Source organism: Candidatus Margulisiibacteriota bacterium (genome assembly GCA_041661965.1).
Taxonomy (GTDB): domain Bacteria; phylum Margulisbacteria; class WOR-1; order O2-12-FULL-45-9; family XYB2-FULL-48-7; genus XYB2-FULL-45-9.
The window spans coordinates 474,110-499,886 of record JBAZTH010000002.1 but is presented as its reverse complement, the minus strand read 5'-3'; the positions used below and the strand labels follow the sequence as shown (position 1 = coordinate 499,886).

General features: G+C 52.5%; 22 protein-coding genes. 7 read left to right on the top strand and 15 right to left on the bottom strand.

Translation table 11 applies throughout. The features are described from left to right. Positions 1 to 9: 9 nt before the first annotated feature. Genes WC772_05375 through WC772_05335 form a run of 9 tightly spaced genes read right to left on the bottom strand, consistent with a single transcriptional unit; the run spans position 10 to position 8,451 of the window. Entirely contained in the window at positions 10 to 1,755 is a 1,746-nt protein-coding gene (locus WC772_05375; protein ID MFA6170184.1) for a proton-conducting transporter membrane subunit, read from the bottom strand. Then, entirely contained in the window at positions 1,756 to 2,937 is a 1,182-nt protein-coding gene (locus WC772_05370; GenBank protein ID MFA6170183.1) for a nickel-dependent hydrogenase large subunit, read from the bottom strand. After that, the gene (locus WC772_05365; GenBank protein ID MFA6170182.1) at positions 2,930 to 3,385 is read right to left on the bottom strand and encodes an NADH-quinone oxidoreductase subunit C; all 456 of its coding nucleotides are present in this window, start codon (positions 3,383 to 3,385) and stop codon (positions 2,930 to 2,932) included. The genes WC772_05370 and WC772_05365 overlap by 8 nt, the downstream gene beginning before the upstream one ends. Then, positions 3,382 to 3,798, bottom strand: coding sequence for an NADH-quinone oxidoreductase subunit NuoB (gene nuoB, locus WC772_05360; protein ID MFA6170181.1), 417 nt, complete (start codon positions 3,796 to 3,798; stop codon positions 3,382 to 3,384). The genes WC772_05365 and nuoB overlap by 4 nt, the downstream gene beginning before the upstream one ends. 6 nt (positions 3,799 to 3,804) lie before the next feature. Beyond that, on the bottom strand, positions 3,805 to 4,725 hold the full coding sequence (locus tag WC772_05355) for a complex I subunit 1 family protein (protein MFA6170180.1): 921 nt from the start codon (positions 4,723 to 4,725) through the stop codon (positions 3,805 to 3,807). After that, entirely contained in the window at positions 4,722 to 5,204 is a 483-nt protein-coding gene (locus WC772_05350) for a 4Fe-4S dicluster domain-containing protein (GenBank protein ID MFA6170179.1), read from the bottom strand. Before WC772_05350 ends, WC772_05355 begins: the two co-directional genes overlap by 4 nt. Positions 5,205 to 5,206: 2 nt before the next feature. Continuing rightward, positions 5,207 to 6,607, bottom strand: a complete 1,401-nt coding sequence (locus WC772_05345; protein ID MFA6170178.1) for a molybdopterin-dependent oxidoreductase — start codon at positions 6,605 to 6,607, stop codon at positions 5,207 to 5,209. A 3-nt stretch (positions 6,608 to 6,610) separates the two neighbouring features. Then, positions 6,611 to 7,423 (bottom strand): FAD/NAD(P)-binding protein, encoded by an 813-nt coding sequence (locus tag WC772_05340; protein MFA6170177.1) that lies wholly within the window; start codon positions 7,421 to 7,423, stop codon positions 6,611 to 6,613. Beyond that, positions 7,420 to 8,451: a 4Fe-4S dicluster domain-containing protein gene (locus tag WC772_05335; protein MFA6170176.1), complete on the bottom strand. Its 1,032-nt coding sequence runs from the start codon at positions 8,449 to 8,451 to the stop codon at positions 7,420 to 7,422. Before WC772_05335 ends, WC772_05340 begins: the two co-directional genes overlap by 4 nt. 74 nt (positions 8,452 to 8,525) lie before the next feature. On the opposite strand from WC772_05335, the gene WC772_05330 reads away from it, so the two are divergent. From WC772_05330 to WC772_05315, 4 genes are all read left to right on the top strand, one after another. Then, the gene (locus WC772_05330; GenBank protein MFA6170175.1) at positions 8,526 to 8,975 is read left to right on the top strand and encodes a DUF192 domain-containing protein; all 450 of its coding nucleotides are present in this window, start codon (positions 8,526 to 8,528) and stop codon (positions 8,973 to 8,975) included. Between the two features lie 31 nt (positions 8,976 to 9,006). Next, positions 9,007 to 12,102, top strand: a complete 3,096-nt coding sequence (locus WC772_05325; GenBank protein ID MFA6170174.1) for a cellobiose phosphorylase — start codon at positions 9,007 to 9,009, stop codon at positions 12,100 to 12,102. A gap of 145 nt (positions 12,103 to 12,247) precedes the next feature. Next, positions 12,248 to 13,390 carry a hypothetical protein gene (locus tag WC772_05320; GenBank protein MFA6170173.1) on the top strand — a complete coding sequence of 381 codons (1,143 nt, stop codon included), beginning with the start codon at positions 12,248 to 12,250 and terminating at the stop codon, positions 13,388 to 13,390. Between the two features lie 181 nt (positions 13,391 to 13,571). Next, the gene (locus WC772_05315; protein MFA6170172.1) at positions 13,572 to 15,338 is read left to right on the top strand and encodes an alpha-amylase family protein; all 1,767 of its coding nucleotides are present in this window, start codon (positions 13,572 to 13,574) and stop codon (positions 15,336 to 15,338) included. A 14-nt stretch (positions 15,339 to 15,352) separates the two neighbouring features. Here the strand turns inward: WC772_05315 and WC772_05310 are convergent, their stop codons facing one another. Next, positions 15,353 to 15,811: a hypothetical protein gene (locus WC772_05310; GenBank protein ID MFA6170171.1), complete on the bottom strand. Its 459-nt coding sequence runs from the start codon at positions 15,809 to 15,811 to the stop codon at positions 15,353 to 15,355. A gap of 271 nt (positions 15,812 to 16,082) precedes the next feature. Between WC772_05310 and WC772_05305 the strand changes: the two genes are divergently transcribed. Beyond that, the gene (locus tag WC772_05305) at positions 16,083 to 18,425 is read left to right on the top strand and encodes a glycosyl transferase (GenBank protein ID MFA6170170.1); all 2,343 of its coding nucleotides are present in this window, start codon (positions 16,083 to 16,085) and stop codon (positions 18,423 to 18,425) included. Positions 18,426 to 18,511: 86 nt separating this feature from the next. Here WC772_05305 and WC772_05300 read toward each other — a convergent pair whose 3' ends face one another. Further along, positions 18,512 to 19,063 (bottom strand): T9SS type A sorting domain-containing protein, encoded by a 552-nt coding sequence (locus WC772_05300; protein MFA6170169.1) that lies wholly within the window; start codon positions 19,061 to 19,063, stop codon positions 18,512 to 18,514. Between the two features lie 104 nt (positions 19,064 to 19,167). Between WC772_05300 and WC772_05295 the strand changes: the two genes are divergently transcribed. After that, positions 19,168 to 20,061 (top strand): hypothetical protein, encoded by an 894-nt coding sequence (locus tag WC772_05295; GenBank protein MFA6170168.1) that lies wholly within the window; start codon positions 19,168 to 19,170, stop codon positions 20,059 to 20,061. Here WC772_05295 and WC772_05290 read toward each other — a convergent pair. Genes WC772_05290 through WC772_05280 form a run of 3 tightly spaced genes read right to left on the bottom strand, consistent with a single transcriptional unit; the run spans position 20,047 to position 24,322 of the window. Beyond that, positions 20,047 to 21,531 (bottom strand): hypothetical protein, encoded by a 1,485-nt coding sequence (locus WC772_05290; protein ID MFA6170167.1) that lies wholly within the window; start codon positions 21,529 to 21,531, stop codon positions 20,047 to 20,049. The genes WC772_05295 and WC772_05290 overlap by 15 nt on opposite strands. Positions 21,532 to 21,542: 11 nt before the next feature. Continuing rightward, the gene (locus tag WC772_05285; protein ID MFA6170166.1) at positions 21,543 to 22,784 is read right to left on the bottom strand and encodes a serine/threonine-protein kinase; all 1,242 of its coding nucleotides are present in this window, start codon (positions 22,782 to 22,784) and stop codon (positions 21,543 to 21,545) included. Then, entirely contained in the window at positions 22,784 to 24,322 is a 1,539-nt protein-coding gene (locus tag WC772_05280; protein ID MFA6170165.1) for a hypothetical protein, read from the bottom strand. Before WC772_05280 ends, WC772_05285 begins: the two co-directional genes overlap by 1 nt. Before the next feature lie 54 nt (positions 24,323 to 24,376). On the opposite strand from WC772_05280, the gene WC772_05275 reads away from it, so the two are divergent. Next, positions 24,377 to 24,586 carry a hypothetical protein gene (locus WC772_05275; protein MFA6170164.1) on the top strand — a complete coding sequence of 70 codons (210 nt, stop codon included), beginning with the start codon at positions 24,377 to 24,379 and terminating at the stop codon, positions 24,584 to 24,586. Between the two features lie 303 nt (positions 24,587 to 24,889). Here WC772_05275 and WC772_05270 read toward each other — a convergent pair whose 3' ends face one another. Then, positions 24,890 to 25,726, bottom strand: coding sequence for a hypothetical protein (locus tag WC772_05270; GenBank protein ID MFA6170163.1), 837 nt, complete (start codon positions 25,724 to 25,726; stop codon positions 24,890 to 24,892). Positions 25,727 to 25,777: the final 51 nt, after the last annotated feature.

Below are 25,777 nucleotides of genomic sequence, written 5' to 3'. Positions count from 1 at the left end.
CTTTGCTCCCTATCGAAAAAGGATCAGGGCCGTGAACGCGAACCCGAAGAGGAGCCAGGCGGCATAGTTTTGGACAAAGCCATTATGCCAGCCGCGGACCAGGGCCGACAACCATTTTATCGAACCAACAGTCAGGTCGTATAAGCTGAACCGCTCGCTAAGCCGATAAACTTCTTTGACCCCTTCTGTTTCTTTAATCGTGTTATAAAACTCAACGCCGGTCACTCTGGTTGAGGCTTCCGGAAGAACTTCGCCGCCGATGTATGGGGGTTTGGCGACCGTTCTTCCGACCCCGCCAAGCCAATAAAAGACCAGCCCTAAAACCAGCCCGCCGAAGATCAGCAGCGCCGCTCCTTCGGAGTTCCATTGGCCGTGGATCGCCAAGCCCGGCACCGCCGGCAAGACCAGATATTTGAGCGGCCAAGACAAGATCCCGAATAAAACGCACAAAGCGGCAATAGCGCCCATGGGAACAAGCAAGCTCCAATGAACTTCGCTTCCTTCGCCCGTTCCCGGAGTTAAAAAAACCGCGTGAAGGATCTTCACAAAACTAGCCAAGGTCAGGGCGCTACCGAACATCGCCACCGCCAGCCAGGCAAAGCCCCAATTGCCGAGGTCAAGTAAGCCAAGATAGATCAGCCATTTTGAGGCGAAACCGTTAAACGGCGGCACGCCGGAGATCGACAAAGCGGCAATCAGAGCAAAGGCAAAGGTCCAGGGCATCGTTTTCGCCAGCCCGCCTAACTTGCGCAGATCGTCCGAGCCGGTCTGTTTTTCAACCGAGCCGGCGACCAGGAAAAGGAGGTTTTTATACAGGGCGTTGTTGATCAGATGAAAAATCCCGCCGGCCATGGCGAGCGGAACACCGCTGCCGATCCCGACGATCATGTAGCCGGCCTGGGAAACGGCATGGAACGAGAGAAGTTTTTTCATATTATGTTGGACCAAGGCGGCCATCACTCCAAAAAGAATGGTCACGGAGCCGATCAGCATCAAAGCTATGGAGAGCGGCGAGTTCGGGACCAGAACGTAGACGTCAAGACAAAGCCGGGCCAAAAGATAAATTCCGACCAGCTTATCGAGCGAAGCGGGGAGAAAGGCCATGACCGTGGCGGGGGTGCTTTCCGCCGCCGCCGGGACCCAAAAATGGAGCGGCACCACGCCGGTTTTGGCCATGATCCCAACCAGCAGGAAAAGAAAAGAGAGAACCGCGACCCAGCCGGTCAGCTGGACCTTGACCGCTCCGATCAGCGGCGTGACCGTCAGGGCGGAGAGCAAGCCCAGCCCGCAAAGCATCAGGGCGTCGGAGCCGCCGACCAAAAGGAGAGCCTTTTTCGCCGCTTCGGCTCCCCGTTCAGTATCGATCCCGATCAATAAATAAAGGAGAACGCCGAGCCCCCCCCAAAAAAAGATCAGGAGAATAAAATTGGCCGCGAAAAAAAGCCCGGCGGCCAAGCCCAAAGACATTATCAGGTAAGAATAATATTCATTCAGACGGGGACGTTCGGCCATATAGACGATGGAAAAGCCGCCGACCAGCAAAGTCAGGAGCGCCGCCAGGACAAAAAGAGCGCTCCCCAAGAAATTATATTGCAGGTCAAGTCCCGGGACCAGCGCCCCGGAATTAAAGTAGATCGCCAGCGCCAGTAAAAGAGTGAGCGCCGCTCCGGCCACGGCGATCCAACCGGCCAAACGGCGGGCCACAAGACAAAACAATCCGGCCACTATCGGCACACCTAAAGCGGCTAGCAACATTTATTGGCTCCTTCTGATCTCTTCGGTCCGTTCCTGGCTCAATCTGACCAGCTCCTCGCCGGTCAGTAACAGTCGGTTGTTCTGCGCGTCGATCGCCGCCATTCTTTCGGTACAACAATAGCAGGGATCGACCGCCGCGGTGATCAGCGCGGCATCGGAGATCTTCTGGCCGATGACCGTCTTCTTGAATGACGGAACGTTCATAAAAGAGGGGGCTCTGATTTTATGCCGCTCCGGATTATTTGAGCCGTTCGAGCGGCTAAAGTGGATAACTTCGCCGCGCGGCGCTTCGTGCAAACCGATCCCTTCCCCGATCCCGATCTCCCTGACCTCGACTTCGATCGGTCCGGGGGAGAGCTTCTTGAGCGACTGGCGGATGATCTTGACCGACTCTAAGATCTCCAGCAAACGGACGGCCGCCCGCGAGTAAACGTCGCCGTCCTGTAAAACGATCCTTTCGAACTCGACCTCCCGATAATTCGCGTAGGGGAAATCTTTACGGGTGTCGGCCGCCAGCCCGGAACCCCTGGCAACCGGACCAACCACGCCCAGATCGATCGCGTCCTGCTTCGATAATGTTCCGACATTTTTCGTCCGGGCCGCAATGATCGGGTCCTCGGCCACCGACTTATAAAGCATGACGATAAATTTTTCGACGCCGCTGATCGCTTCGTGCAGGCCGGACAGGTCGGTATCTTTGATGTCCCGCCGCACCCCCCCGATCTTGAACATATTATAATGATTGCGGTTGCCGGAAATGGCCTCGAAAATATCGAGGACCGGCTCGCGGTATTTCCAGGCCCACATGAAAACGGTATTGTAGCCGATGAAGTGGCCGGCCAGCCCGATCCAGAGGAGATGGCTGTGGATCCGCTCCAATTCGCCGATCACCATCCTGATGTAAAGAGCTCGCTGCGGCACTTCGATCCCGGAAATATTTTCCACTGCTTGGGTAAAGGCGAAAGGATGAGAAGTCGAACAGATCCCGCAGATCCGCTCGACGAGAAAGACCCCCTGGTCGTAGGTTTTGTTCTCGATCAGTTTTTCCACGCCGCGATGGTTGTAGCCAACCCGCACGTCGGCGTCGACGACCGTCTCGCCGTCGACATAAAACTTGAAGAACTCCGGCTCTTCCAGCAGGGGGTGGAACGGCCCGATCGGGATAATATTTTCTTTAACCATTGCCTGCTCCAGGGAGTTCGTTTTCCGATTCGAAGGTCTTTTTCCGGAGCGGATACTCGCCGGACGGCCAGTCGTCAGGCAGCAGCAGCTTCTCGAGCTTTGGGTGGCCGACAAAGAAAACCCCGAACATCTCGTGGATCTCCCGTTCGATCCAGTCGGCGGCCGGAATTATATCGATCATGGAGCCGATCGCCAAGTCCGGTTTTTCGACCATGACCCGCACGGAAATAAACACCCCCGCCTGATTGATCGCCAAGTGATAGATCAGTTCAATCCCAAAGCGTTGATCGATGGCGGAAATGGTCGAAAGGCGCCCGCCCAGCTCGGTATAGATGTGCCCGACAAGATCGCGCAGGCGGTCCCGGCCGGTCGTGACATAAAACCGTCCCTCCGCCTTTTCCTCAAGCTCCAGGTTAAAAACGCTTTTTATTTTTTCACCGATCTTCATTTGATCTTTTCCGCCGCTTTTATGATCCCGGCAATGATCGCTTCCGGTTTGGGAGGGCACCCCGGGACATAAACATCGACCGGAATGATCTCGTCGACCGGACTGACATAGTTATAACTATCGCGAAAGAGGTCGCCGGTACAGGCGCAAACCCCGACCGCCACGACCAGTTTCGGGTTGGGAACCTGGTCATACGCCCTTTTAAACCGTTCCAGCGATTGGCGGTTAACGATCCCCGCGACCAAGATCACATCGGCATGCCGAGGGGAGCCGACCAACGTTATCCCAAAACGTTCGACATCATGTTTCGGGGTCAGGCAATCAAGGATCTCAATATCACAGTTATTGCAGGCCGAAGCCCCCAAGTGATAGATCCAGAGCGATTTTTTACGACTCCATTTCAGCAAATCCATTGTCCTTTAATAACCGAGCAGCGCCAAAATTAAACCGAGCAGGGCCAAAAGGGTCCATGGCCCCCAAAAGAAACGGACCGCCTGGTCGATTCTAAGACGCGGCGCGGTGTTTTTCACGAGAACCATCAATGTCAGGATAATAACATATTTGATAATCAGGGCCAAAGCTCCCGGCCACCCAATTTGGCCTCCCCCCCAGAAAAGAGTGATCAGGAGCAGGGGGAGAACATAGTAAAGCATCGCCTTGGCCGCCCGAAAGAGGGCCAGCGGCGCGCCGGAATATTCCAAGAGCGGTCCGGCCATCAATTCCTGCTCGGCCTCGGCAAGGTCAAAAGGAACCAGCCCGATCTTCGCCTGGAAAACAAGCAAAACGACGATAAAAGCGATCAGCCCGGAAAAGCTAAAGCCGAGCCAGCCGACGGTCGCCTGATAACTGATAAAATCGCCCAGCATGACCGAGCGGACCTTCACCAGTAAGGTGAACAAGGCGAGCAGGAAGGGCAATTCATACGCCAAGATCAGCTTCATTTCCCGGCTAGCCCCCAGGGCGGCAAGGGGGTTACGGGAGGCCGACCCGGCCAGGATCAGGGCGAGTGACGGAACGGTCAATAAATAAACGACCACGATCAGGTCACCGATAAAACCTTCGCTGATATCAAGGTTAGAAACCCCTAAAATAGTTGAACTGATCAGGACAGCGGAAAAAGCCAGGAGCGGGGCCAGCAGAAAAAGCCAGCGCAAGCCGCCGTCCGGAACATAGACTTCCTTGCCGAACAATTTGATCAGGTCAGTTAACGGCTGAAAGATGGGCGGCCCCTGGCGCCACTGGAGCCGGGCGGTGATTTTCCGATCGTACCAGCTGGCCAGCAAACCGATCGTTAACGACCAAAGAAAACCGGGCGCGACCAAGAGATAAAATAAGTTCATCTTCGCCTCCCGAGATAATTGGACAATAGCCTGGTCGAACCCAGGTTTTTCTTGACGTCAACGACTTGCTCGTCGACCTCGGCAAATGATAGGGCGCCCGAAGTGCAACTGGCGACACAGCGCGGGATCTCCCCTTCCGCCAACCGGTCGAAACAGAGGTCGCATTTGGGAGCAATGTGCTTGAAAAGATCGGGCTGGATCGTGCCGAAGGGACAGGCCAATTCGCAAGAATGACAGCCGACGCATTTTAGGTGGCTGCGCAAGACCATTCCGTCGGCCATTTTTTTCATCGCTTCGTTCGGACAAGCGGCGGCGCAGGCCGGTTGATCGCAATGCAGGCAATGGAGCGGCAATTTAGCATCATTTTCCGGCTCAGCGTGACCGAGCAACGACTGCAAATGATGCCCGTAAGCACAAGCGGCCGCACAGCTTTGGCAGCCGCAGCACAGATCTAAGTTTAGATAAACTCTCTTCGCCATCCTTATCCTTTCGCCCGGTACCAGAAAAAATTCTTGGCCAAATCGTTCCCGGCAAAATGGGTCACGTTTTCCACCGGATAATCGGGCAACGGTTCGAGCTTGGTTCCTTCATTAATAACGGTCCCCAGATCAAAGATCTCCCCAACCATGTTCGCGGCGGTTTCAGCGGCTTGTTTTTTTGCCGCTTCGACATCAAGATCGAATAATTCCGCCAGGAGGGCCGCGATCCCGCGGCCGCCCGCCGCCGGAACCATTGGTAAAGCGCGCGAGTTGCGACTACCGGAAAAGAGATACGAACCTTCCAGCTCCAAATGACTGGCTTGGGGAAAACAAACGCCATTTTTGAACTTTGGCGGAAAGAAGCGGCTGCCGATCAATAACTTGGGCGCAAACCGCTCCAGATCCGAGAGGTCCTCACCCAATAAAATCAGCCCCTGAATAACTCCTTGTTTCAACTTTTTCGCTAATTCGTAATAGTGGGCTCGACCGGGCTGCTGGTCATTAAATAAAGCGTTCAGGCCGATTGTATTCCCGCCCCCATAAAAGACGATCCATTTTTTATCGGCTAAACCGGCGAAAACACGGACAAAATAGGTCAACAAATCGTTCCGCCGTTTATTGGCGCTCGGCACGACGATCACCGTGCCGGCCGCGGCGCTGGAAAAATCAGCCGCGACCTCCCGCAGGGACTCGATAGGTAGGCCTATCTTATTGGCTAAATCGGAAAGCTCCCCTTCCCCGGCGCCGCTAAGCATCCTAACCAAAGCGGCGGCAAAGACCGCTTCCATCCCCGGCTTGAGGGTCAAGTGTTTATCGGCAAACCAGGCGGTATGTGACCGATGGGGATCGACAACGGTAATTTTACCTCTTTTCGCTTTGACCGCGTTGATCCGGCGGGAAAGGACGGGGCTCCGGGTCAGGACATCGCCGATGATCAACAGCTGATCGCTGTTTTCAATATCTTCAAGGGTCGCCGGATGATCTTCGGCCAGCCGCCAGGCGGCCCCCAGGCCGGCATCATCATCGGCCAGCTCCCCCCCCACGCAAAGATAGCGGGTCTTAAGTTTAGCCGCCAGCGCCGCCGCCGCGCCGCCATCTTCCAAACTGGCCAGAGGCGAGACAACGATCGCGACCGCGCCGGGATCAAGCAAGTCCAGCTCGCGCCGGACAAAAGAAAAAGCTTCGCTGAAAGAGGCCGGGTTTCCTCGAACACTCGGCACGGTCAGGCGGGCCGGATGATTCAACAGTTCAAAATTGTAATAGCCGCGGGGACAAAGCGACCCCTTATTGACCGGATTTTCCCGGTCGTAGTCGATCGCCACCGCCTCCCGACCCACGACTCGGCAGGCCAGGCCGCAGCCCAGCGAACAAAACAAGCAGACTGACTTTTTTATTTCCTTCATAAATTACCAGGGATCAGGAATATCTTTGATCTCCGACCAGGTAAAGACCGGCCCGTCCTTGCAGCACAAATGTTTTCCCAGATTACAGTGAAAACATTTGCCGATGCCGCAACTCATGTTTTTTTCCATCGATAGATAGAGGTTCTTTTCGCAAATCCCCAGTTCCAATAATTTTTTGGTGGCGAACTTCATCATGATCGGCGGACCGCAGACAATGGCCACCGCCGTTTCGAAGTCAACGTCCCCCGGTTTCATGATCTCGGTAACTACGCCAACTTCCCCCGGCCAATCGTCCGCTCCCCGGTCGACGGTCAGGACCAGATTGGCTTTTTTCCGCCAGCCGATCATTTCTTCTTTGTAGGGAAGATCGCGCGGCGAACGGGCCCCGAGCCGAAGCTCGATCTTATTTAAATGATCCAGTTCATGGAAAAGGGCGAGAAGCAAGGCGCGTAAAGGAGCGATCCCGACTCCGCCGCCGATGATATAGACATCTTTGCCGTGATATTTTTCCAGCGGGTACGGCCGGCCAAAAGGGCCGCGCAGCCCGACTGCTTCTCCCGGCTTAAGCTCATGCATCCGGCTGGTCGCCTGTCCGGCTTTCATTACGGTAAACTCGATCGTTTCGGTCTTCTTGGGATCGGAAGAGGGAGTGAACGGGCATTCTCCAACGCCCGGGATGGTCACTTGCATGAACTGGCCTGAAAGATAAGGGAGGGAAGTTTCCGGCCGCAAGATAAAGGTCTTGATCTGCGGCGTCTCGGTTATGATCTCCAGAACTTCCGCTTTAACCGGCTGGTATGGATTAGAGACGATCATTTTTTCAACTCCCGGTCGAGGACGGCAAAGATCTGCCGCATATTAATGTTCCCGGCGCAACCGTCGATACAGCGGCCGCAACCGACGCAGGTATAGCGCTGCAACCGGTCGTAAGAATAGTCGAACTTACAGTGATAACGGTTCTGCAACCGCTGATAAAGCAAGCCCCGCGGGTTACCGCCGCCGGCAACCCGGGCATAACCCGCCTTCAGGCAGGCATCCCAGACCTTATGGCGTTCCGATCCTTTCCCCGCCGGCTGGTCGGTAAGCAGAAAACAACTGCAGGTCGGGCAGATAAAATTACAGGCGCTGCATTCAACGCAATCCTTGGTGAGGTCACGCCAGCGGGGATTTTCCAGGTTCTTTTTATGAACAAAGGAGAGCTCGTGCTCCAACTGGTATTGCCAATTGACCTCCGTCAACCGCGTTTTGACCTTTTCCCGGTTAACGTTTTTCGCTTCCAGGGCCGGCTTCAAAACCTTTGAGAAAATGTTACGGTAATCGTCAACGATCCTTTTTCCTTTATCGCTCCCGATCTCAACAACAAAACCGTTGGGGACGACCGACAGGTTGAGGTCAAAATACCGTTCGGGATACGGCTGGCCGCCGACCATGGTGCAAAAACAGCTTTCACCGCAGCCGGTACAGTCGGCTCCGATCAGAATCGACTTTTCCCGATTGACCAGGTAGAAAGGGTCTTGAAAATCCCCTTCGCCGAAAACCCGGTCCAGGACATTGATCCCTTCCAAGTCGCAACCGCGCAGGCCTAAAAAGACCAGCGGGCCGGCGGAAAGATGGGCTTCTTCGTTGAAATAACGAGAAACCAGCTCCGCGACCTTAAAAAAATATCCTTTGACCGTTTCGACCGTGCGCCAGCCGGAGAGATCGATCCGCTGAACGTTTCCGGGATTGACGTCAAAAAGATATTTGCGGTTGAATTCACTGGCCGGGGCAACGACATGCGCTTTTTCCGTAAGCTGGGAAACTAAATAATTGAAGTCGTTTAAATTAATAAAATATTCGTTCATGCCGTTCTTTTCGATTGTAAACTAAGGATTTTTTATAGTCAACTTAAATAATGTTATAATTACTTCCATCTACTATGCCAATCAATCTTATTCTGACGGGGTTGGTTCTTTGGGGAGTGCTTGTCCCCTTTCAGCCGCAGGCGCCTGTTTTCCAAAATAAGACGGCGATCGTCGCCCGGATCGGCAACAATAACTACAAGCTGGAGATCGCCGATTCAATGAGTAAAAGAGGACGCGGTCTCTCCTGGCGGAAATCTCTGCCGACGGATCAGGGAATGCTCTTTCTCTTCGATCAACCGGGACAATACCATTTCGTCATGGACGGGATGCGTTTCCCGCTCGATTTTATTTGGTTGAATGACGGGACGGTGGTCGACCTGAAAGATAACGTCCCCCCCTTAAAGGCCAACCAACCTTCGATCAATTTAACCGCCAAGAACAAATTCGACCAGGCGATCGAACTCAACGCCGGCGAAATTGAAAAGAGCGGGCTTAAGATCGGCAATCGGGTCACCTATTTTTGACTATCCTCGTGAAAAATGATATAAATTACCCATGAACAAGCTAAAATACTACATCTCCAAACAAAACGAGTTTGTGATCGAAAACTACAATTCCGCCCCCACTTTTTCCAGTTTTTTCCCCGGAATAGCCGGTGTTTTTGGCTGTCCAATGTGGGTTTTTTACGCCAACCGGGGACAATGCCTTGCCTCCGCCGGAGTCCAGGATAAGAACGGGGCGATCATCGAATTCCATGCCGCCAATAAAGCTTATCGCGACGCCGCTCTGCAGGGCTTTCGGACCTTTCTGAAGGTCGACGGCCAATTTTATGAACCGTTCTCCGAACGATCGCCGTACAAAAACGAACTCCGGATCAACCCTTACGACATCCGGCTGGTCGAAGAAAACCCCGATCTTTTGGTCAGGGTTGAAGTCCATTATTACTCCATCCCGAACGAACAGTTCCCCGCCCTGGCCCGCCGGGTCAAGGTCGTTAACCTCGGCACAAAAAGCCGCCGGGTTGAAATAATCGACGGACTGCCGATCATTATCCCCTTTGGTTTCGAAGATTTTCTCCTCAAAAAGATGAGCCAAACGATCGAAGCCTGGTGCAAAGTCGAAAACCTGGAAAGCGGCGCCCCATTTTATAAATTAAAGGTCCTTCCGGCCGACAACGCCGAGACCAAGCTGTTGCAAAAAGGAAACTTCTTCGTCTCTTTCTGCCAGGACAGCCGGCCGGTCTCGATCATCGTCGACCCGACAATTGTCTTCGGCGAGAACAGCAGCCTGGAAGTCCCGGCCAATTTTGTCGACAAAAATCTCAAACTGCCGGCCAAACAACTGACTGATGGGTTTACTCCTTCAGCCTTTGCCTACAAGAAGTTTACCCTGACCGATGAATTCGAGCTTTCTTCGATCATCGGCCAGATCGACAGCCTCGACCTGCTCAATCGGGACAAGACCAGGTTAACGAGCCGCCAATATCTAAATGAAAAGGCCGCGGCCAACCAACAGCTGATCGACGGGATCTGCGACCTGATGGACATCGGCAGCGCGAGCAAGAGCTTCGATCTTTATTCCCGCTACACGTTCCTCGACAACGTCATGCGGGGGGGGCTGCCGGTCATGATCGGCGGCAAACCGGTCTATCTCTATTACCGGAAGCACGGCGACATGGAACGCGACTACAACGATTTTCGCCTGATGCCGACCTACTTTTCCCAGGGGAATGGGAATTACCGCGACATCAACCAGAACCGCCGAAACGATCTTTTCTTTAACCCGGAGATCGGCGCCGACAATATTTTCCGGTTCTTCAACCTGGTCCAGCTGGACGGCTTCAACCCTCTGGTCGTCCTGGGAAGTAAATACTTCATCGAATCGTCCCACGCCGCCGAGGCGCTGGCCAAAAAGCACCTCAAGTCGCCCACTAAAGAACAAAGCGAAAAGATCGCTCGCCCCTTTCTCCTTGGTGAATTATTGAAGGGCTTCGAGCAAGAAGGGATCAGCTATCTGACCTCCCGGGAAGAGTTCGCCGCCGATCTCATCGCCGCCAGCGAAGTCGAGGAAGGAGCGGTCCACGGCGAAGGCTACTGGATCGATCACCCCTTCTACAACACCGACTTGCTCGAAAGTTTTGAAGCGGTCTACCCCGACCGGATCAGCGACGTCCTCTTCAAGCAAAAGACGCTGACCTATTACGACAACGACCATGTCGTCGTCACGCGCAAGGAGAAATACAAGCTTTGCGGCGATAAAATCCGCCAGTACGAAAGCGTGAAGCTCGACCTGGAAAAATCAGCCTTGATCAATCACCGGGCCTGGAGCAAAAACACGGTCCGGGCCGACCACGGCAAGGGAAAGATCTACCACACCACTTTGGCGGCAAAATTACTTTGCCTGATCGCCAACAAAGCCGCCTCTTTCGACGCCGCGGGGATCGGCCTGGAAATGGAAGCGGACAAGCCGGACTGGTACGACGCGCTTAACGGCCTGCCCGGCTTGTTCGGCTCCTCGCTCTCGGAAACCTTAGAATTAAAAAGACTTAGCGGTTATTTTCGCCAACATTTGACTACGGAAGAAATTGCCCTGCCGGTCGAGGTCAAAGAGTTTATTGATCATCTCCTCCCGGTCCTGGCCGAAAGTAACAGCTTCAAATACTGGGAAAGCGCCGGCCAGATCAAAGAAAACTACCGCCAGAAAATTAGGTTCGGCGTGAGCGGCCATGAAAGTTCGATCGACCCCAAAGAAACCGGGGAACTGCTCGATCGGGTCATCGCCCGCTGCGACCAGGCGGCCAAAAAAGTCTTGGCCCACGGCAATTATTACACCTACTTTATCAACGAAGTCAGCGCCTACGATACAATCGGCAATGACGAGATCAAGGTCAAAGAATTCAGCCAAACTCCGCTCCCCCTCTTTTTAGAAGGGTTCGTTCACGCCCTGAAAGTTGAAAAGGATAAAAGCATTTACCAGCGGGTCAAAGCCAGTCCGCTCTTCGATAAAAAACTTAAGATGTACAAGGTCAACGCTCCGTTGGAATCGATGCCGGTCGAGATCGGGCGCTCCCGGATCTTTACCCCCGGCTGGCTGGAAAACGAATCGATCTTCGTCCACATGGAATACAAATATATGCTGGAATTGCTTAAGGCCGGGCTTTATAAAGAGTTTTTCGCCGACTTCAAAGAGGTCATGGTCCCTTTCATGGACCCAAAAGTCTATAAGCGGAGCATTCTGGAAAACTCTTCTTTTATCGTCAGCAGCGCCCATCCGAACGTTAAAAATCATGGCCGCGGCTTTGTCGCCCGGCTCTCCGGCGGCGCGGCCGAGTTCATCGACATGTGGCTGACCATGATGACCGGCAAAACAGTTTTCTCTCTCGATCCGGAAGGGAAGCTCCGCTTCCAGCTCAAACCAATTCTCCCCGCCTGGCTCTTCAAGAAGCAGGAAATAAGCTTCAAGCTTTTCGGTTCGATCGACGTTACTTATATTAATGCCAAAGGAAAAGACGCGTTTAGCGTCATTCCCTCCTCCTATAAGCTTTTTATTGACGACAAGGAAATCGAGATCCAGCAGCCGTTCATTAACGAGCCCTATGCGTCAATGATCAGGGAGCGGAAGGTCAAAAAGATAATCGCTAGGCTTAGCTAATTAAGCCTGGAAGCCTGCGACAATATCGTCGCGGCTTCCAAGGATCGTTAAAAGATAAATAAAGCAAGATTCTCTTATCCTGAGCTAGACTCAACACCCTAGATCTCTTGCAATCAATTCCCTACATAAAAAGGAGGCAATAAAAATGGCAATGGCAGCCTTTTTCCCTTGGCTAAAAATCGATGATGAAATAGAATTTGATGACTTTAATATTGTACCAGCTAAATCAGTTACATCAGCAAACCATGGCAGTAAAAATTCAATCGATTTTGTTCTCAAACCATATATCAACCATCAAGGTCTGCCCATTAATGAAGCTGTGTTTCTATTTTTAAAAATCAAGGATCTATTCAAAGATTTAGATGAAGGAGAAAGGGCTTATTTATTTTTAATCGCGGAAATTCTAGCCTTCTGCTCCTTATCATCAAGAAGTTACTTCGGAATATCAAATTATTGCAATCGAGACAATTTCACGCTTATTATCCAATCATTTGACGGAACGAATGGCTTTACAGTAAACACAAGGAGGCGAGATGGCCATTCAATTTCTTCTTATTCCGGCAACACCTTTTCAGCCAAAGCTCCATTTCATGTTGATTTAAATTACACCCTTTTTTTTGATGAGAATTTAGCAAAAGCATTGTTTAATGCCGAAAAGAATATGTCAGAAAACAAGTGGCAAAATATTTACGCAGCCATATTCAATTATAACCATTCAAACACTGATGACTATCAGATTTCAGAGCAACAGGAGCTGGTTATGTTGCTTGGCGCCTTCCAAAGATTGTTAGATTGTAGTAGCGCAAAGGCTGATGAGCTTGCTAAGGCATTTTTAGCAAAAACAATCCCTTCAGAGGAGATAAAAATATGCATCAGCAAAAAATTGAGCACTAAAACGCATAATTACAGATCACTTAGAGAAGCATGGATAAAGGACGCCTATGCATTACGAGGCCAGTACGCACATGGAAAGCATAAAACTCAAATGCATACTTATTGGAACAGACAAGAGCATCTCCTATTAGGGGCTTTCGTGTTCCCTTTGTTGTTAAAAATAGTTTTATCAAAAGAAAATTTTTATGAAATTACAGATTACGACAAAACAAACATTAATGCTTTTGAGTCATTGCTTGACGCTGATATATTTAATCCTCCAAAAGACCAGAAAAACAGTCTCGACTGGGAGTGGAACAGAATCCTAAACAATTCTTATGAAAGTAAGTATGCCAAGGAAATTGTTCGAGTTTTTTTAGAGAAGAAAGGCTCACAAGAACAAGATAATAGATAAGCTTTTATTACTTAAGAGGTCGAGCTAAATGTCGTAAACATATAATCTTTAAACAAGGAAACCGCGGCGATATTGCCGCTGGTTTCCTTGTATGACAAACCCGCGGTTAATAACAGCGACTAAACGTCGCTGTTATTTTTATGTGGCGCCAAGTTTGTCTTTTTGCTACAATGCATAGATTATGTATCCTTTTGGCGTAACTTTCTACCCCGACCAGTGGCCCCTGGGAACGTGGGAAGAAACCTTTAAACAGATCAAAGAGAGCGGGTTAAATATTGTCCGTTTCGGCGAGATGGCCTGGGACTGGGTCGAACCGGAACCCGGCAAGTACCGCTTTTACGACCTTGACCGGGCACTCGATCTTTGCGAAAAGGTCGGCCTGCAGGTACTGCTCGGCCTCCCCACTTCACAAGTTCCCAGCTGGTTTTACCGCAAATACCCGAACAGCCAACCGGTCGCCCAGGACGGGACCCTTTATCCGGAATACGGCCCTCGCCCTAACATCTGCAAGGACAACCCTCATTACCGGATGCACGCCGAAAAGTTGGTCAAAACGATGGTCAAGCGTTATGCCAAACATCTGGCGGTCGCCATGTGGCAGGTCGACAACGAGCCGGTCTATCCGCCGCTCGACCATACGACCAGCAACGACTTTTGCCATTGCGAACATTCCCGCCAGGCCTTCATTGCCTGGGCGAAAAAAAAGTACGGCACCATAAAGAATTTAAACGAGGCCTGGGGAACAAGATTTTGGACAACCACGTTTTTTTCTTTTGAAGATATTCTCACCCCGAAAGCCGGCATCTGGGAAGCGGTCTCGCCCCACATTTTTCTCGATTGGTTCCGCTTCAAGACCGACAGTTTGAGCCAGTGGATCAACCACTTGGCCGATGTCGTTCGGGAATACGATAAATTCCACAAGGTCGGGACCAACGGTTTTGTCGGGATCTGCACCCGGGTCCCCGACCACAGTAAAATGGTCGGCAACCTCGATTGGTACGGGCTTGATATTTATCCCAAAGGCGGCCGGATGGATCCCCAAGGGCTCGCTTTCCACTATGACCTCTGGCGCAGTTTTGTCCGCGGAACAAAAGCGGAATTCCACATTACCGAGCTTCAAGGTGGCCAGAACGTCCGTTGGGGAGCACCGGAATACGTCGAGGGACCGGAGATCAAGGGATGGACCACCTCCGCTCTCGATCATGGGGCCGAAGCGATCCTCTACCACGCCTGGCGGCCACCACTATTTGGGGCCGAGACCGGCGGTTTTGGGATCTGCAATGTCGACGGAACGCCGAGCAAACGGCTGGAAGTGATCAAAAAACTGGCCGGCGAGATCAGGACCGGTAAACTCAAAAAAGCCAACCTGAAAGCCAAGGTCGCGATCGCTTACCTGCGCGGCAGTGAGATCATGACCTATCAGGAACAGGGGCCACCCCGCGGTATCGCCGGACAATGGGAAGCGGTCCGCTCCGACATCGGGATGATGCACGCGATCCTCTCGATCAGCGGCGCCCACTCCGTCCTTTTCCAAAAAGGGGAACCGGCCGACTTTATCTTTGAAAGAGAACTCGACAGCGGCAACCTTCCCTATAAAGTAATTTTAATGCCGAACCCGTATCTCCTCTCGCAAAAGCAATACGATAATCTGAAGAAATGGGTCAACGCCGGCGGGCAACTGATTACTGAAGCCCGCTTCGGTTTGAAGAACGAAATGGGACACCTTTACGAACATCCGCTGATGGAAGATCTGGTCGGTGTTAAATACGAATTCACCGAACCGAAGCCGGCCGGATTTCTCGATGGATTGCAGGGTAAGCCGCGGACCGAACAGGTTTTCACCAAAAAGATCGGCAAAGGACTAGCGATCTACGCCAATTTCAGCCTCTTTTTACAGATCAAAAACGGCAACAAGAAGAGCTTGACTACCCTCCAAAAATACCTCTAAATAAGATCGCCGATCTATTCCATTTTTTCTTTTGGAACAGCAACCGATGTAACGGTAAAATATCCGAATTCTCCCCCTTTACACGGGCTAAGAATATTCATATATTCCAAGCCATAAAGGACCCCTTCCGGCTTTATACAATGGCTAAAATAATCCGCTCTCGCTTTTTCTTCGGCCTGTCCAATCTTATTAAGCAGGGCCTCCCCGGTTAGCTTGTGTTTTGTATCCGCGCCATCAATTTCCCCTCTCTGCCTGAAAACAATTATCCCGCCGCCAACACAGGCAAGATTTCTTTCCGCGGCAATTTTATCGATCACCCTTCCGCCAAGCGCCTTGCATTCGTCAATCTTTGGATCGCCGGCCGGTTTGTTGGCTCGCGCATATTCCCCCCGGTTGCCGCAGCCAGCAACAACCGCCGCCATCATAACTGGCATTGCGATCTTTCTTGTTAATTGCTTAATTTCTCTAATCATTTTTTTCTCCTTCTGATCCTGGCTTATTTAGTATTGCAGTAAAACACGACCACCCAGTTGCCTTCGGTTCTTGACCGGCCGTCTGGTAGTACAACGGGAGGGCCAGCTCGACCGAGCCCTTCCGCCATAGCCGCGCCGACACTTCTCCTCCTATATCCTCGACCGGTTTTGGCGCGGATTTCAGTTGGCTTAAGACATTTTCCCCTCTTTTCTCATCGTCAGTTTTATGCTAAAATAAGGGATATTCCCAACACAAGAAAGGAAGAGTTTAATGTCTAAGTACGGTCATTTCGATAAAAAGAACAAAGAGTTTGTTATAACCCGCCCCGATACCCCACTTCCCTGGATCAACTATTTAGGAGCCGACGAATATTGCGCCCTGATGTCCAACACCGCCGGAGGCTACAGCTTCCATAAAGACCCGAAAGAACGGCGGTTGACCCGCTACCGCTACAACAACGTCCCGATGGATCGCGGCGGACGCTATATTTACATCCGCGACAACAAGACCGAAAAGTTCTTCTCCCCCTCCTGGCAGCCAACGATGAAACTCGATAAATACGAATGCCGCCACGGAATCGGCTATACCGTCATCAGCTCGGAATACGCCGGGATCAAGACGAAAACGACCTATTTCGTCCCGCTGGGCGAAAACCTGGAGATCTGGATGCTCGAGATCAGCTCAAACAAAGACCGCGATCTTTCTGTTTTCCCGTTCGTCGAGTTCTGTCTCTGGGACGCCTTAAACGACATGACCGACTACCAATATAATCTGAACATCGGCCAGACCGAATATAAGGATGGGATCATCTATCATCTCTCCCGCCACCGGGTCAACCCGGACCTCGTCGGCTTCCTGGCTTGCGCGAACGCCCTGCCAAAAGGTTTTGACACCCAGCGCCGCGACTTCATGGGGACCTACGGCGACTTCTCCGCTCCGCGCGGGGTCGTTGAAGGAAAGATGAAGAATTCGATCGCCTGCGGCTGGTCGCCGGTCGGCGCCCTTAAAATTCCGGTCAAACTGAAAAAAGGGGAGACGAAGACCCTGATCTTCGTCCTCGGCTTCGAAGACAATCTCGAAGGCCCGGCAAAAAAGGTGAAACAGTTCAGCAAAAAAGAAGTGATCGAAAAAGAACTCAAGAAACTGGCCGAATACTGGGAAGGGAACCTCAACAAATTTGCCGTCGAGACCCCCGATGAAGAGCTAAACCTGATGGCGAATGTCTGGAACCAATACCAATGCCGGACCACCTTCAACTGGTCCCGTTCCGCCTCTTACTATGAATCAGGAATCGGCCGCGGGATGGGTTTCCGCGATTCCAACCAAGACACTCTCGGTTTTGTCCACATGATCCCGGGAAAAGTTAAAGAACGGATCAAAGACCTGGCCGCTACCCAATTAAAAGATGGAAGCGCCTATCACCAGTATTCGCCGCTCTACAAGAAGGCCAATCCTTCCGACCACAAGTACGGCGACGACCACCTCTGGCTGATCTACTCAACCGCCGGCTACGTTAAGGAAACCGGAGATATCGACTTCCTCAAAGAAGAGGTCACTTTCGCCGGCGAAGATTCCGGGACAATGTATGAGCATCTCGCCCGGGCGATCAGTTTCTCAACCTCTAACATCGGCGAGCACGGGATCCCTCGGATCCTCTTTGCCGATTGGAACGACTGCTTGAACCTCGACCAGGGAAAAGGGAGAGCGGAATCGGTCATGGTCGCCCAGATGCTGGTCGGCGCCGCTTATGAAGTGGCCAAACTAGCCGACCTCCTCGGCAAAAAAGAGGATGTCAAAAAATACACCCAGATTGCCGACGAGATGAAAGCGGTCATCAACAAAAAGTGCTGGGACGGCCAGTGGTATACCCGCGCTTACACCGACGAACTGGAACCGGTCGGTTCCAAGAGTTGCAAAGAAGGGAAGATCTACCTGGAAAGCCAGGCCTGGGCGGTCCTCTCCGGCACCGCCGATGAAGAGCGGGCCAAGCAATGTATGGACTCGGTAAAAAAGAACCTTTCGACTGAACACGGGATCATGGTCATGAACCCGCCGTATTCTAAATTCTACTGGCAGCTCGGTTCGATCGGCGTTTATCCTCCGGGACTCAAAGAGAACGGCGCGATCTTCTGCCATCCTAACCCATGGGCGATGATCGCCGAATGTCTGATTGGCCGCGGTGATCAGGCCTATGCCTATTACCGGGCGATCCTGCCGTCGGCCCGGCTTAAGATCGCCGATCTGCACAAGACTGAACCTTACGTCTACTGCCAAATGATCGCCGGCCGCGACCATAAAGATTTCGGCGAAGGAAAGAATTCCTGGCTGACCGGTTCCGCTTGCTGGAACTTTGTCGCCATGTCCCAATACATCATCGGGATCCGGGCCGACTATAAAGGGTTAACGATCGATCCGTGCATTCCCAAGGCCTGGAAAGGCTTTACCGCCCGCCGGGAATTCCGCGGCGCCACCTACAACATCTCGGTAAAGAACCCGAACGGGGTTAGCAAAGGGGTCAAGCAGATCACGCTGGACGGGAAAGAATTGAAGTCAAACATTCTGCCGGTCGGCAAAGCGGGACAAGAGCATAACGTCGAAGTTATTTTAGGCTAGCCTCTCCCACCGTTCCGATTCTCGGAACGGTCCCCCCTCTCCATCGAAGATGGAGAGGGCCTCGGACAAAACGAGGCGGGGTGAGATCATTGTATCGCCAGGACTTTGGTCTTGCCGATTGTTTTTCCATCAGCCACGATCCGGACAAAATAAACCCCATTTTCAACTTTTTCATCCAGGGCCGATTTACCGTCCCAAACCACCCGGCTAAGTCCGTCGCTCGCCCGGTTGGCGCTGGTCTCAAGTAATAACCTGATCAAACGGCCGGAAAGGTCAAATATATATACCTTGATCGGGCGATCGACGAGGTCTTGATAAGCGATCGTCAGCGTCTGGTCGACAGGAACAAAGGGATTGGGATAAGCGATCGCGTCTCCTTCCAATGACGCAACCATCGCGATCACCCTTCCCACTTGGGGAAAAAGCGGCGTAAAGATCATTGACGCCAAGCCCACGCTGCCGCTAAAATTACCGCTATATATTAACCCGGCAGCGCTTTCTCCGGCCACGCCGAAATTATCGTAGGCCGCGCTACCGGACTCGCCCGGCAGCATGGTCGACCCCTCCGGCGTCGTGGTCATAGCAAAGCCCGGCAGTGTCAGGCAAAGGAGGAGGGCCGCAAAATTGAAAGCTCTCATGAATTTAATCCTATAGTTTTTAGGCCAAGGTGTCAATTCCCAAGGCCGCTCCGGTTGACCCTCTGCCCGCTACCTTCTATAATAGAAAGACCAGGAGAGCCTTTATGAAAAAAATATTAACGTTTCTTTTTATTATGGCGATCATTAGTCCCGTGCTGGCGGTCCCGCAGTTTCTTAATTATCAAGGGGTCTTGCGGGATGATCAAGCTAGGCTGGTGACCGGCAATAAGGCGATGACCTTCAAGCTCTACGACGCGTTAAGCGGCGGGACTCTTATCTGGCAGCTGACCACCCCCGAGGTCACGGTCAGCAATGGACTCTATAACATTAAGCTTGGTCCGCTCGGCTATAATGAACTCGGCGCCGGCCCCCGCTGGCTGGAAGTCTCCATCGGCAGTGAAACTCTCGCCCCCCGGCTTGAGCTCCTCTCCATCGCCTATGCTATTAACGCCGGCTCGTCGGAAACGGCCGGCACCTTAGCCGGGTATTCGCCCGCTGCGACCGGCAGCGGCAGTTTTATTCCGGTTACTACCGGCGGGAAATTGGATTCTTCCGTTATCCCGGCCTCGGGCTCGGTCGCGAATGCCGACGCGGTCGATGGTTTCAGCGCCAGCGCCACCGCCACCGCCGGGCAAATTCTGCCGCTCGATAGCAACAAGCAATTAAAAGGGTTGTCGGTTTCGGCGGAAGCAAGCAGCGGTTATGCTTTTTTTGTTGCCGGTAAGTTCGGCGCGTCCAGTGGAGGAGCGGGTTCGCCTAGCGGCATAGCGACCATTACTGCGGGGAACAATTCCGTTACGGTAAACAACAGCTACGTTACCGCCACCAGCTTGATTTTGCTGACTCAAGGACCCTATAGCGCGAATATCGACATAAACACCAACGGAGTTTATATTAGGTCGCAATCAAACGGGCAATTTGTCGTAAAAACAAACGACAACACTTTCAGCGTCGGCGGCTCACAAACTTTGCCTATATATTATCTAATTATCAACTGAACCGGTCAGTCCCTGAAAATTTATCCCTTTAAAAACAGGCGAATAGGTTTCATAGCCTCCCGGGATATTGGTCGTAAGCTCAACTTCCGCTTCCACGTATCGACCGGAAACACCCGAGATCTCGCCGGACGAACCGAGCGGAGAAAAACTTCCGCTTAAAGGCAGGTTGCTCCCTCCCCGAACTCCGTTAACAGCTAAATTGGTCCCGGCCGGAAGCGTTCCGATTGCTACCGGCTTCACCTCGCCGCTCCCAAGATTATTGGTCGAACTCCCTAGATCAAAAAGCAAGTTGACCGAACCGCTGGCAACATAGCCGGTAAAATTATTAACCGAGCAAAAGTGCATGTAATGGGCGAAAGCGTTAATGCCGCTCGCCGAGCTCAAGTCCCCAAATTGGATCCGGTTCTCGCTGGAAGGCAAAAGCAGCTTTCCGACGCCGTTGATCGCTATGGGGAGCCTGGTGGCGATCGCCTCGTCCGCAAAAACTATGTAATCGCTCCCCCCGCCGCAAATCATCAATGAATGGGCGGCGCTGCTCATGTCGATCGCCGCGCCTTGGATCGAGTCATTGTCCGTGTCCCGGACCAAATTCGGCAAAAGACCGAGCTGCAAAGCTTTGGTCCCGTCCATGATGCCAAACGAACTCCCCTGTCCTTTGGCCGTTGAATTTTCGATCCTGGCCCGTCCCTGCACGCACCAGATATTCTGGTTCCCATTATCAAAACCGGCGCCCCGGCTCCAGGAAAGAGAACTATCGCTCGTCATTGTGTTGAGCCAAATCGCCCCCTCGTTGGTCGCGGTATCGACTTCCACCCCGGCCGAGATCGAACCGGCCGGCGGCGAAACCGGGGCCAACACCCACGGATCGGCGGCGGCCGACGGCATAATATTGTCGCTCGCTTTCCAGCATTTCAGGTTATTGCGCATCAAGATCAACCAGCCGTCAGGAATGGCGTTTGACGGCGGCAGGGTAAAATCATCGAGACCGACCAGATTGGATTTGCCGATCAGGACCGGGACCAGCGGCGGCAAGCCGCCTTCCTCATTAACCACGTCTTGGATGACGTCCGCCACATCGTCGGCAACATCCTGTCCGACGTCACTGACGACGTCCGGTCCGACTTCTGACAAAACGTCCTCTTGAACGTCGCTGACGACGTCCGGTCCGACTTCTGACAAAACGTCCTCTTGAACGTCTGGATTTAGGTGGTCAACATCGACATCTTTGGCGTTTTCTTCAATAACATCAGGCAAACCGGCGTCTTTGTCCGCGATCGCGGAGAGCCGTTCTTTTTCTTTCGCTCCCATCTCGGCAATATTCGCGCAGCCGAAAACCGTGGAGAGCGCCAAAGCGGAAGCCACAAATAAGGGCCTGCTCTCCTTAACCACTCTTGTCCGCGCCGCCAATCTATTTTCAACGGTCAGCGGTCTGATAGCGGGCGTTCGATTGATTCTTACTTCTCTGCTCATAAAGCCTCCCATTACTTAACCGATCCCGGCATCGGGGTCACGTTCGCTCTTTCGATCGACGACTCAACAACCTTTAGATCGGCAATGAACTGATCGACGTTAAGATAGCGCTCCTGTTTTTTGTACATAAGCGCTTTTTGCAGGACCCCCCGGAGATTGCCTAAAACATCCCGCATGACTCTCCGGTTTAATTCCGGGACCAGCGGGGCGACATCGGGAATTTTCGAATTGGTAATCGCGTCAATGTAGCGGTGAATATATTCCCCGTAACTTTCTTCAGTCCCCGTCGCTAAATTGACGCTGGAGGGAAAAGGCGGCTGGCCGGTCAATAAATTATAATAAAGGACCCCCAAGGCATAGATATCGGTCCGGTTATCGACCGGTCCCATGTGCGGAAAATGTTGTTCCGGCGCCATGTATTCCGGCGTCCCGAAAACCGCTCCGGTCTGGGTCATCCGGTGCTCCGCTTTGGTGTCTTTGGCGATCCCGAAATCGATCAGTTTGATCGTGCCGTTTCTGGCCAGCAGAATGTTGTCCGGTTTAATGTCCCGGTGGTAAATCCCGACCTGGTGAACCGCCTTAAACACTTCAGCGATCTCGATCATCATCCTGGTCGCTTCCAACGGATGGACCTGTTTGAATTTTCCCAGCAAGTCGGCCAAGCTAGCGCCGCCGACGAATTCCATGCTGTAGAACGGTATCCCGCTCAATTCCCCCTGACCGAAACAGGTCACGACATTGGAGTGATTGAACCGCATCAGCATTTCAGACTCTCTTATGAACCGGTCTCTTGACTCTTTGTCCAGATATTTGGCCAGTTTGAAAATTTCCAGCCGGTTCCCCTGGCTAAGATTGACCGCCAAACGAACAGTGGCACAACCCCCCTCGCCATAGGCTTCGGAAATCAGGTAGGTTTGAACGATTTTTCGACCGTTAAATTTGATTTCAATGTCTTTGATCATCCAACGCTCCCGATCGGAAGCGTTGATATTGCCGACCTCCATCGTCGCCAGTTTGATCTGCCGGCGCATCGAGCGCATCGCCAGAAGCGCGGCGGCCAAGCCGCCGGAAACGGAAAGAGCAAGCGATTCCGGGTGTACATCGAAGCGGTTGAAGGAGGCGGCCCGGTCGGCCGCTCCGGCGGCAACCCCGGCGGCGGCGATCATCCCGACCTTCATTGCTTTACTTAATTTCGGATAGCTCTGGGTAAACCGGCCGATCCCGGCCAGGACCCGACTGCTCGTCGCGACCATTATTTGGCCTCCGGTAACGGGGCAGTGGAATAAGGGATGAAAGGCAGACCGGCCGGCGGCAAAGCGCCGAAGCCAACCACAACCGCGCCGGTAACGGCGGTTCCCTTTCCATCTCCATTCTTGACCTGCTCCCCGCCGACGGAAGGATAAAGATAGAAATTCCCCAGCTTAATCCGCCCAACCAGCGAACCGCCGGTCCTAACCGTTTCAGAATCGTTTTGGATGAAGAGCGCCGGGCCGACGCCAAAAGTCGTCCCAAGGAAATAGCGGGCCTGCAGCAGGCTCGCGACTTTGGTGTAATCAAAGCGGGCCGCTCCGTCATGATTCCCGGACTGAAACCCGAGACCGGCATAGCCGCCAAACATCGTCGCTTCGCTAAGTTTGTCGTACCCGACAATCCCGCCAAAGAACGGCCTGATCGGCCCGAATTTTAAGGCTGCGCCGGGTTCAACGACCGCCCGGACCTGCGAATTACCATCCAAACTGCCGTAGAAAACCGATTCCGTAAAAGTGACCGCCAGCTTATCGGAGACATTATAGACCAACCGGCCGGCATTGGTCAGCCCGATCCGGCTGGGGTTCCGGGATTCAATGTTCCGGTCCGGCGCCCCGTTATAAAAATTATAATAACCGGCCTGCACAAAAAGCTTAAGCCGTTCCCCATTCAATTGGAAAGTTCCCCGCGCGTCATCGCTCCCTTCCTTGGTGTTTGAAGTCGTAACCAATTGGCCGCGATAATCGGCCTGGAGAGCGGTCGTGGAACTAAGCTTATACCGGGCCGAACCGCCGGCCAGGCCAAGCGCTCCGCCATTATCGCCGGAAACGTAACCTAGTCCGCCGATAAGCCGATAGTCAAAAGCCGGAGCCGGCTCTGTCCGCCGAGCCTTGGGCCTCGATCCATCAACCGACGGCAGGGGCGTTTTTGGGATTGTTTGCGCCGGCTGATCGATCATCTTGAGCCCCTGACAAGTCTCGCTCAAACGAGCATTGACCAGCCCAATCGTTATTTCCCCTTCGATCTTTCGTTGTAATCTGGCATTAAGCCGCTGGGCCAGTTCCCGCAGCGAATCGACTAAGCGGGTCATGTTGGGACTGCGGAGCCGTTCGGTATCCCGGGAAAGGACCAGCTCCAGGTTCTGGCTTTCCGGCGAAAGTTTGTCCCTAAGCTTGGTATAGATTTCTCTTGTTGAGACCATTGTCTCTAATAATTTTTCCAGATTCGCCGCGTCCTCTTTAAGTTTTTCTTGTTTAGTTTGGGGCATTTTTTTGAGCGCCGCGATGGTCTCTCTGATCGTGTTGATCCTCTTCTCAAATGGATCGGCGTCCGTCGCCGCCCGCGCTTTCTCCAGGAACAACATCCCGACTTCACTGGAAAAATTAATGCTGTTGACGGTCTGGTTCATCTGCTCGATCCTGTCGATCATCCCGACGATCCCTCTCATGTCCGACAGATAGAGAACTTCTTTTTCGGCTTGAGCCGCTTTTTGCTGATCAAGCCGCTGAACATGATAACTACTGCAGATTGCTTGTATGTCCATTTTTATTCTCCTACGCACCGTCCGCCCTTGGGGACTTGTCCAAGGGGGCACTTGATGTCGTTCCTGGGATTGTTTCGTCCCGAGCTTCGCGGCGGCACGGTCGGGACAGGAGCCGCGGTTACGGGCGGTAGTGACAGCGGCTGTTCAGTGGAAACGGAACTGGACGAAGCGGCCGGCGGAACAATCAATTTTTTTGGCTCGGGAGCCAAAGAACAAGCCGGCAAACTTGAATCATCAAGAACAACTACTTTGGTCAAATATTGACGAAGCAGCGGCCAATACCGGTTATCTCTAACTAAAATATCAAGGGGATTAACAAACCCCTTGGCCGCGAGTTCTTTCTCATAAGCCAAAGCTTGTTCGGTCGTTGCCGGCTGGTCGCACTTATTCCTCAAAATATAAGTCGCGAAAGCTCTTATAGTGGTCGTAAAATCGATTGGTATAATTCTATCCGCCATATCATTCCCCGCATATTCCTCGGCCGATAGAGCGGGAAATTTCACTTGAATTTATAAAAAAAGGACCCCGGTTAACCGGGGTCCTTACATTTATATGTGATGAAAGAGGCTATTTTGTGCCGAATTTAGTCAAATAAACAGCTCCCAGACCGCAAAGGCAGGCAACAAATTTAATAAAAAATCCGATGAAGGGGAGCAAGCCAACCAGAAAAAGTAAGCTTACCCCGGTCAAGGTTTCGACCATCATCGATTTGTTATAGATCCTGAAAGCGTTGAGCGTTTTCTTTCCCAGGAGGTGGCCGGCGCCAAAGTAGCCAAAAAAGGCGGCCGCCGCCATCAGCAGGACCCAGATCGGGATCAGCATTATGCCGATCAGGGAGATCGCGAGCACAATGGTGATCGGCAGAAAAAGAAGGAGGATCAACAAGCCGTAAAGAAAACTGCGCAGTAAGCCCTCTTCGATCGCGCCCGAAACCTTGCCCAGCTGGGAGATAAAGAGCGAAACCATAATCATGGTCAAGACGATAAAGCCAATAAAGGAAAGCAGTTTAAAAAGGACCAGCCCTTTCAAGATCCCGCCGTTGACAAAAAAGGTCATCGCCGAAGCAACCCCGGGAGCGGCGATCTCGATTGAGTTGCCGCGGACGATAGCGCCTGGCTCCTTCACGACTACGCCGCCGACCGCGACCGCGTCACCAACCACTTTCCCCGTCTCTTTCATAAAAACATTACCGCCGACCGCGACCGCGTCACCGGCGACTTTCCCGTAGACGGTAACATTGCCGCCGACGGAAACGGCATCCTTAACTTCGGCCCCCATTGGGACAACAACGCTGGAGCCGACTTTAACCAACGAGGAATCGTTTTTTCCAAGTTCTTTGATGACCGCAAAACATGAGGTTGCGAGCAGAACGATCGCGAGCAGGGCAAAAATCCTCTTTTTCATTGAGAAACCTCCTGGGTTTTATAGGGATTTTAATCGTTTGAATTATATTCC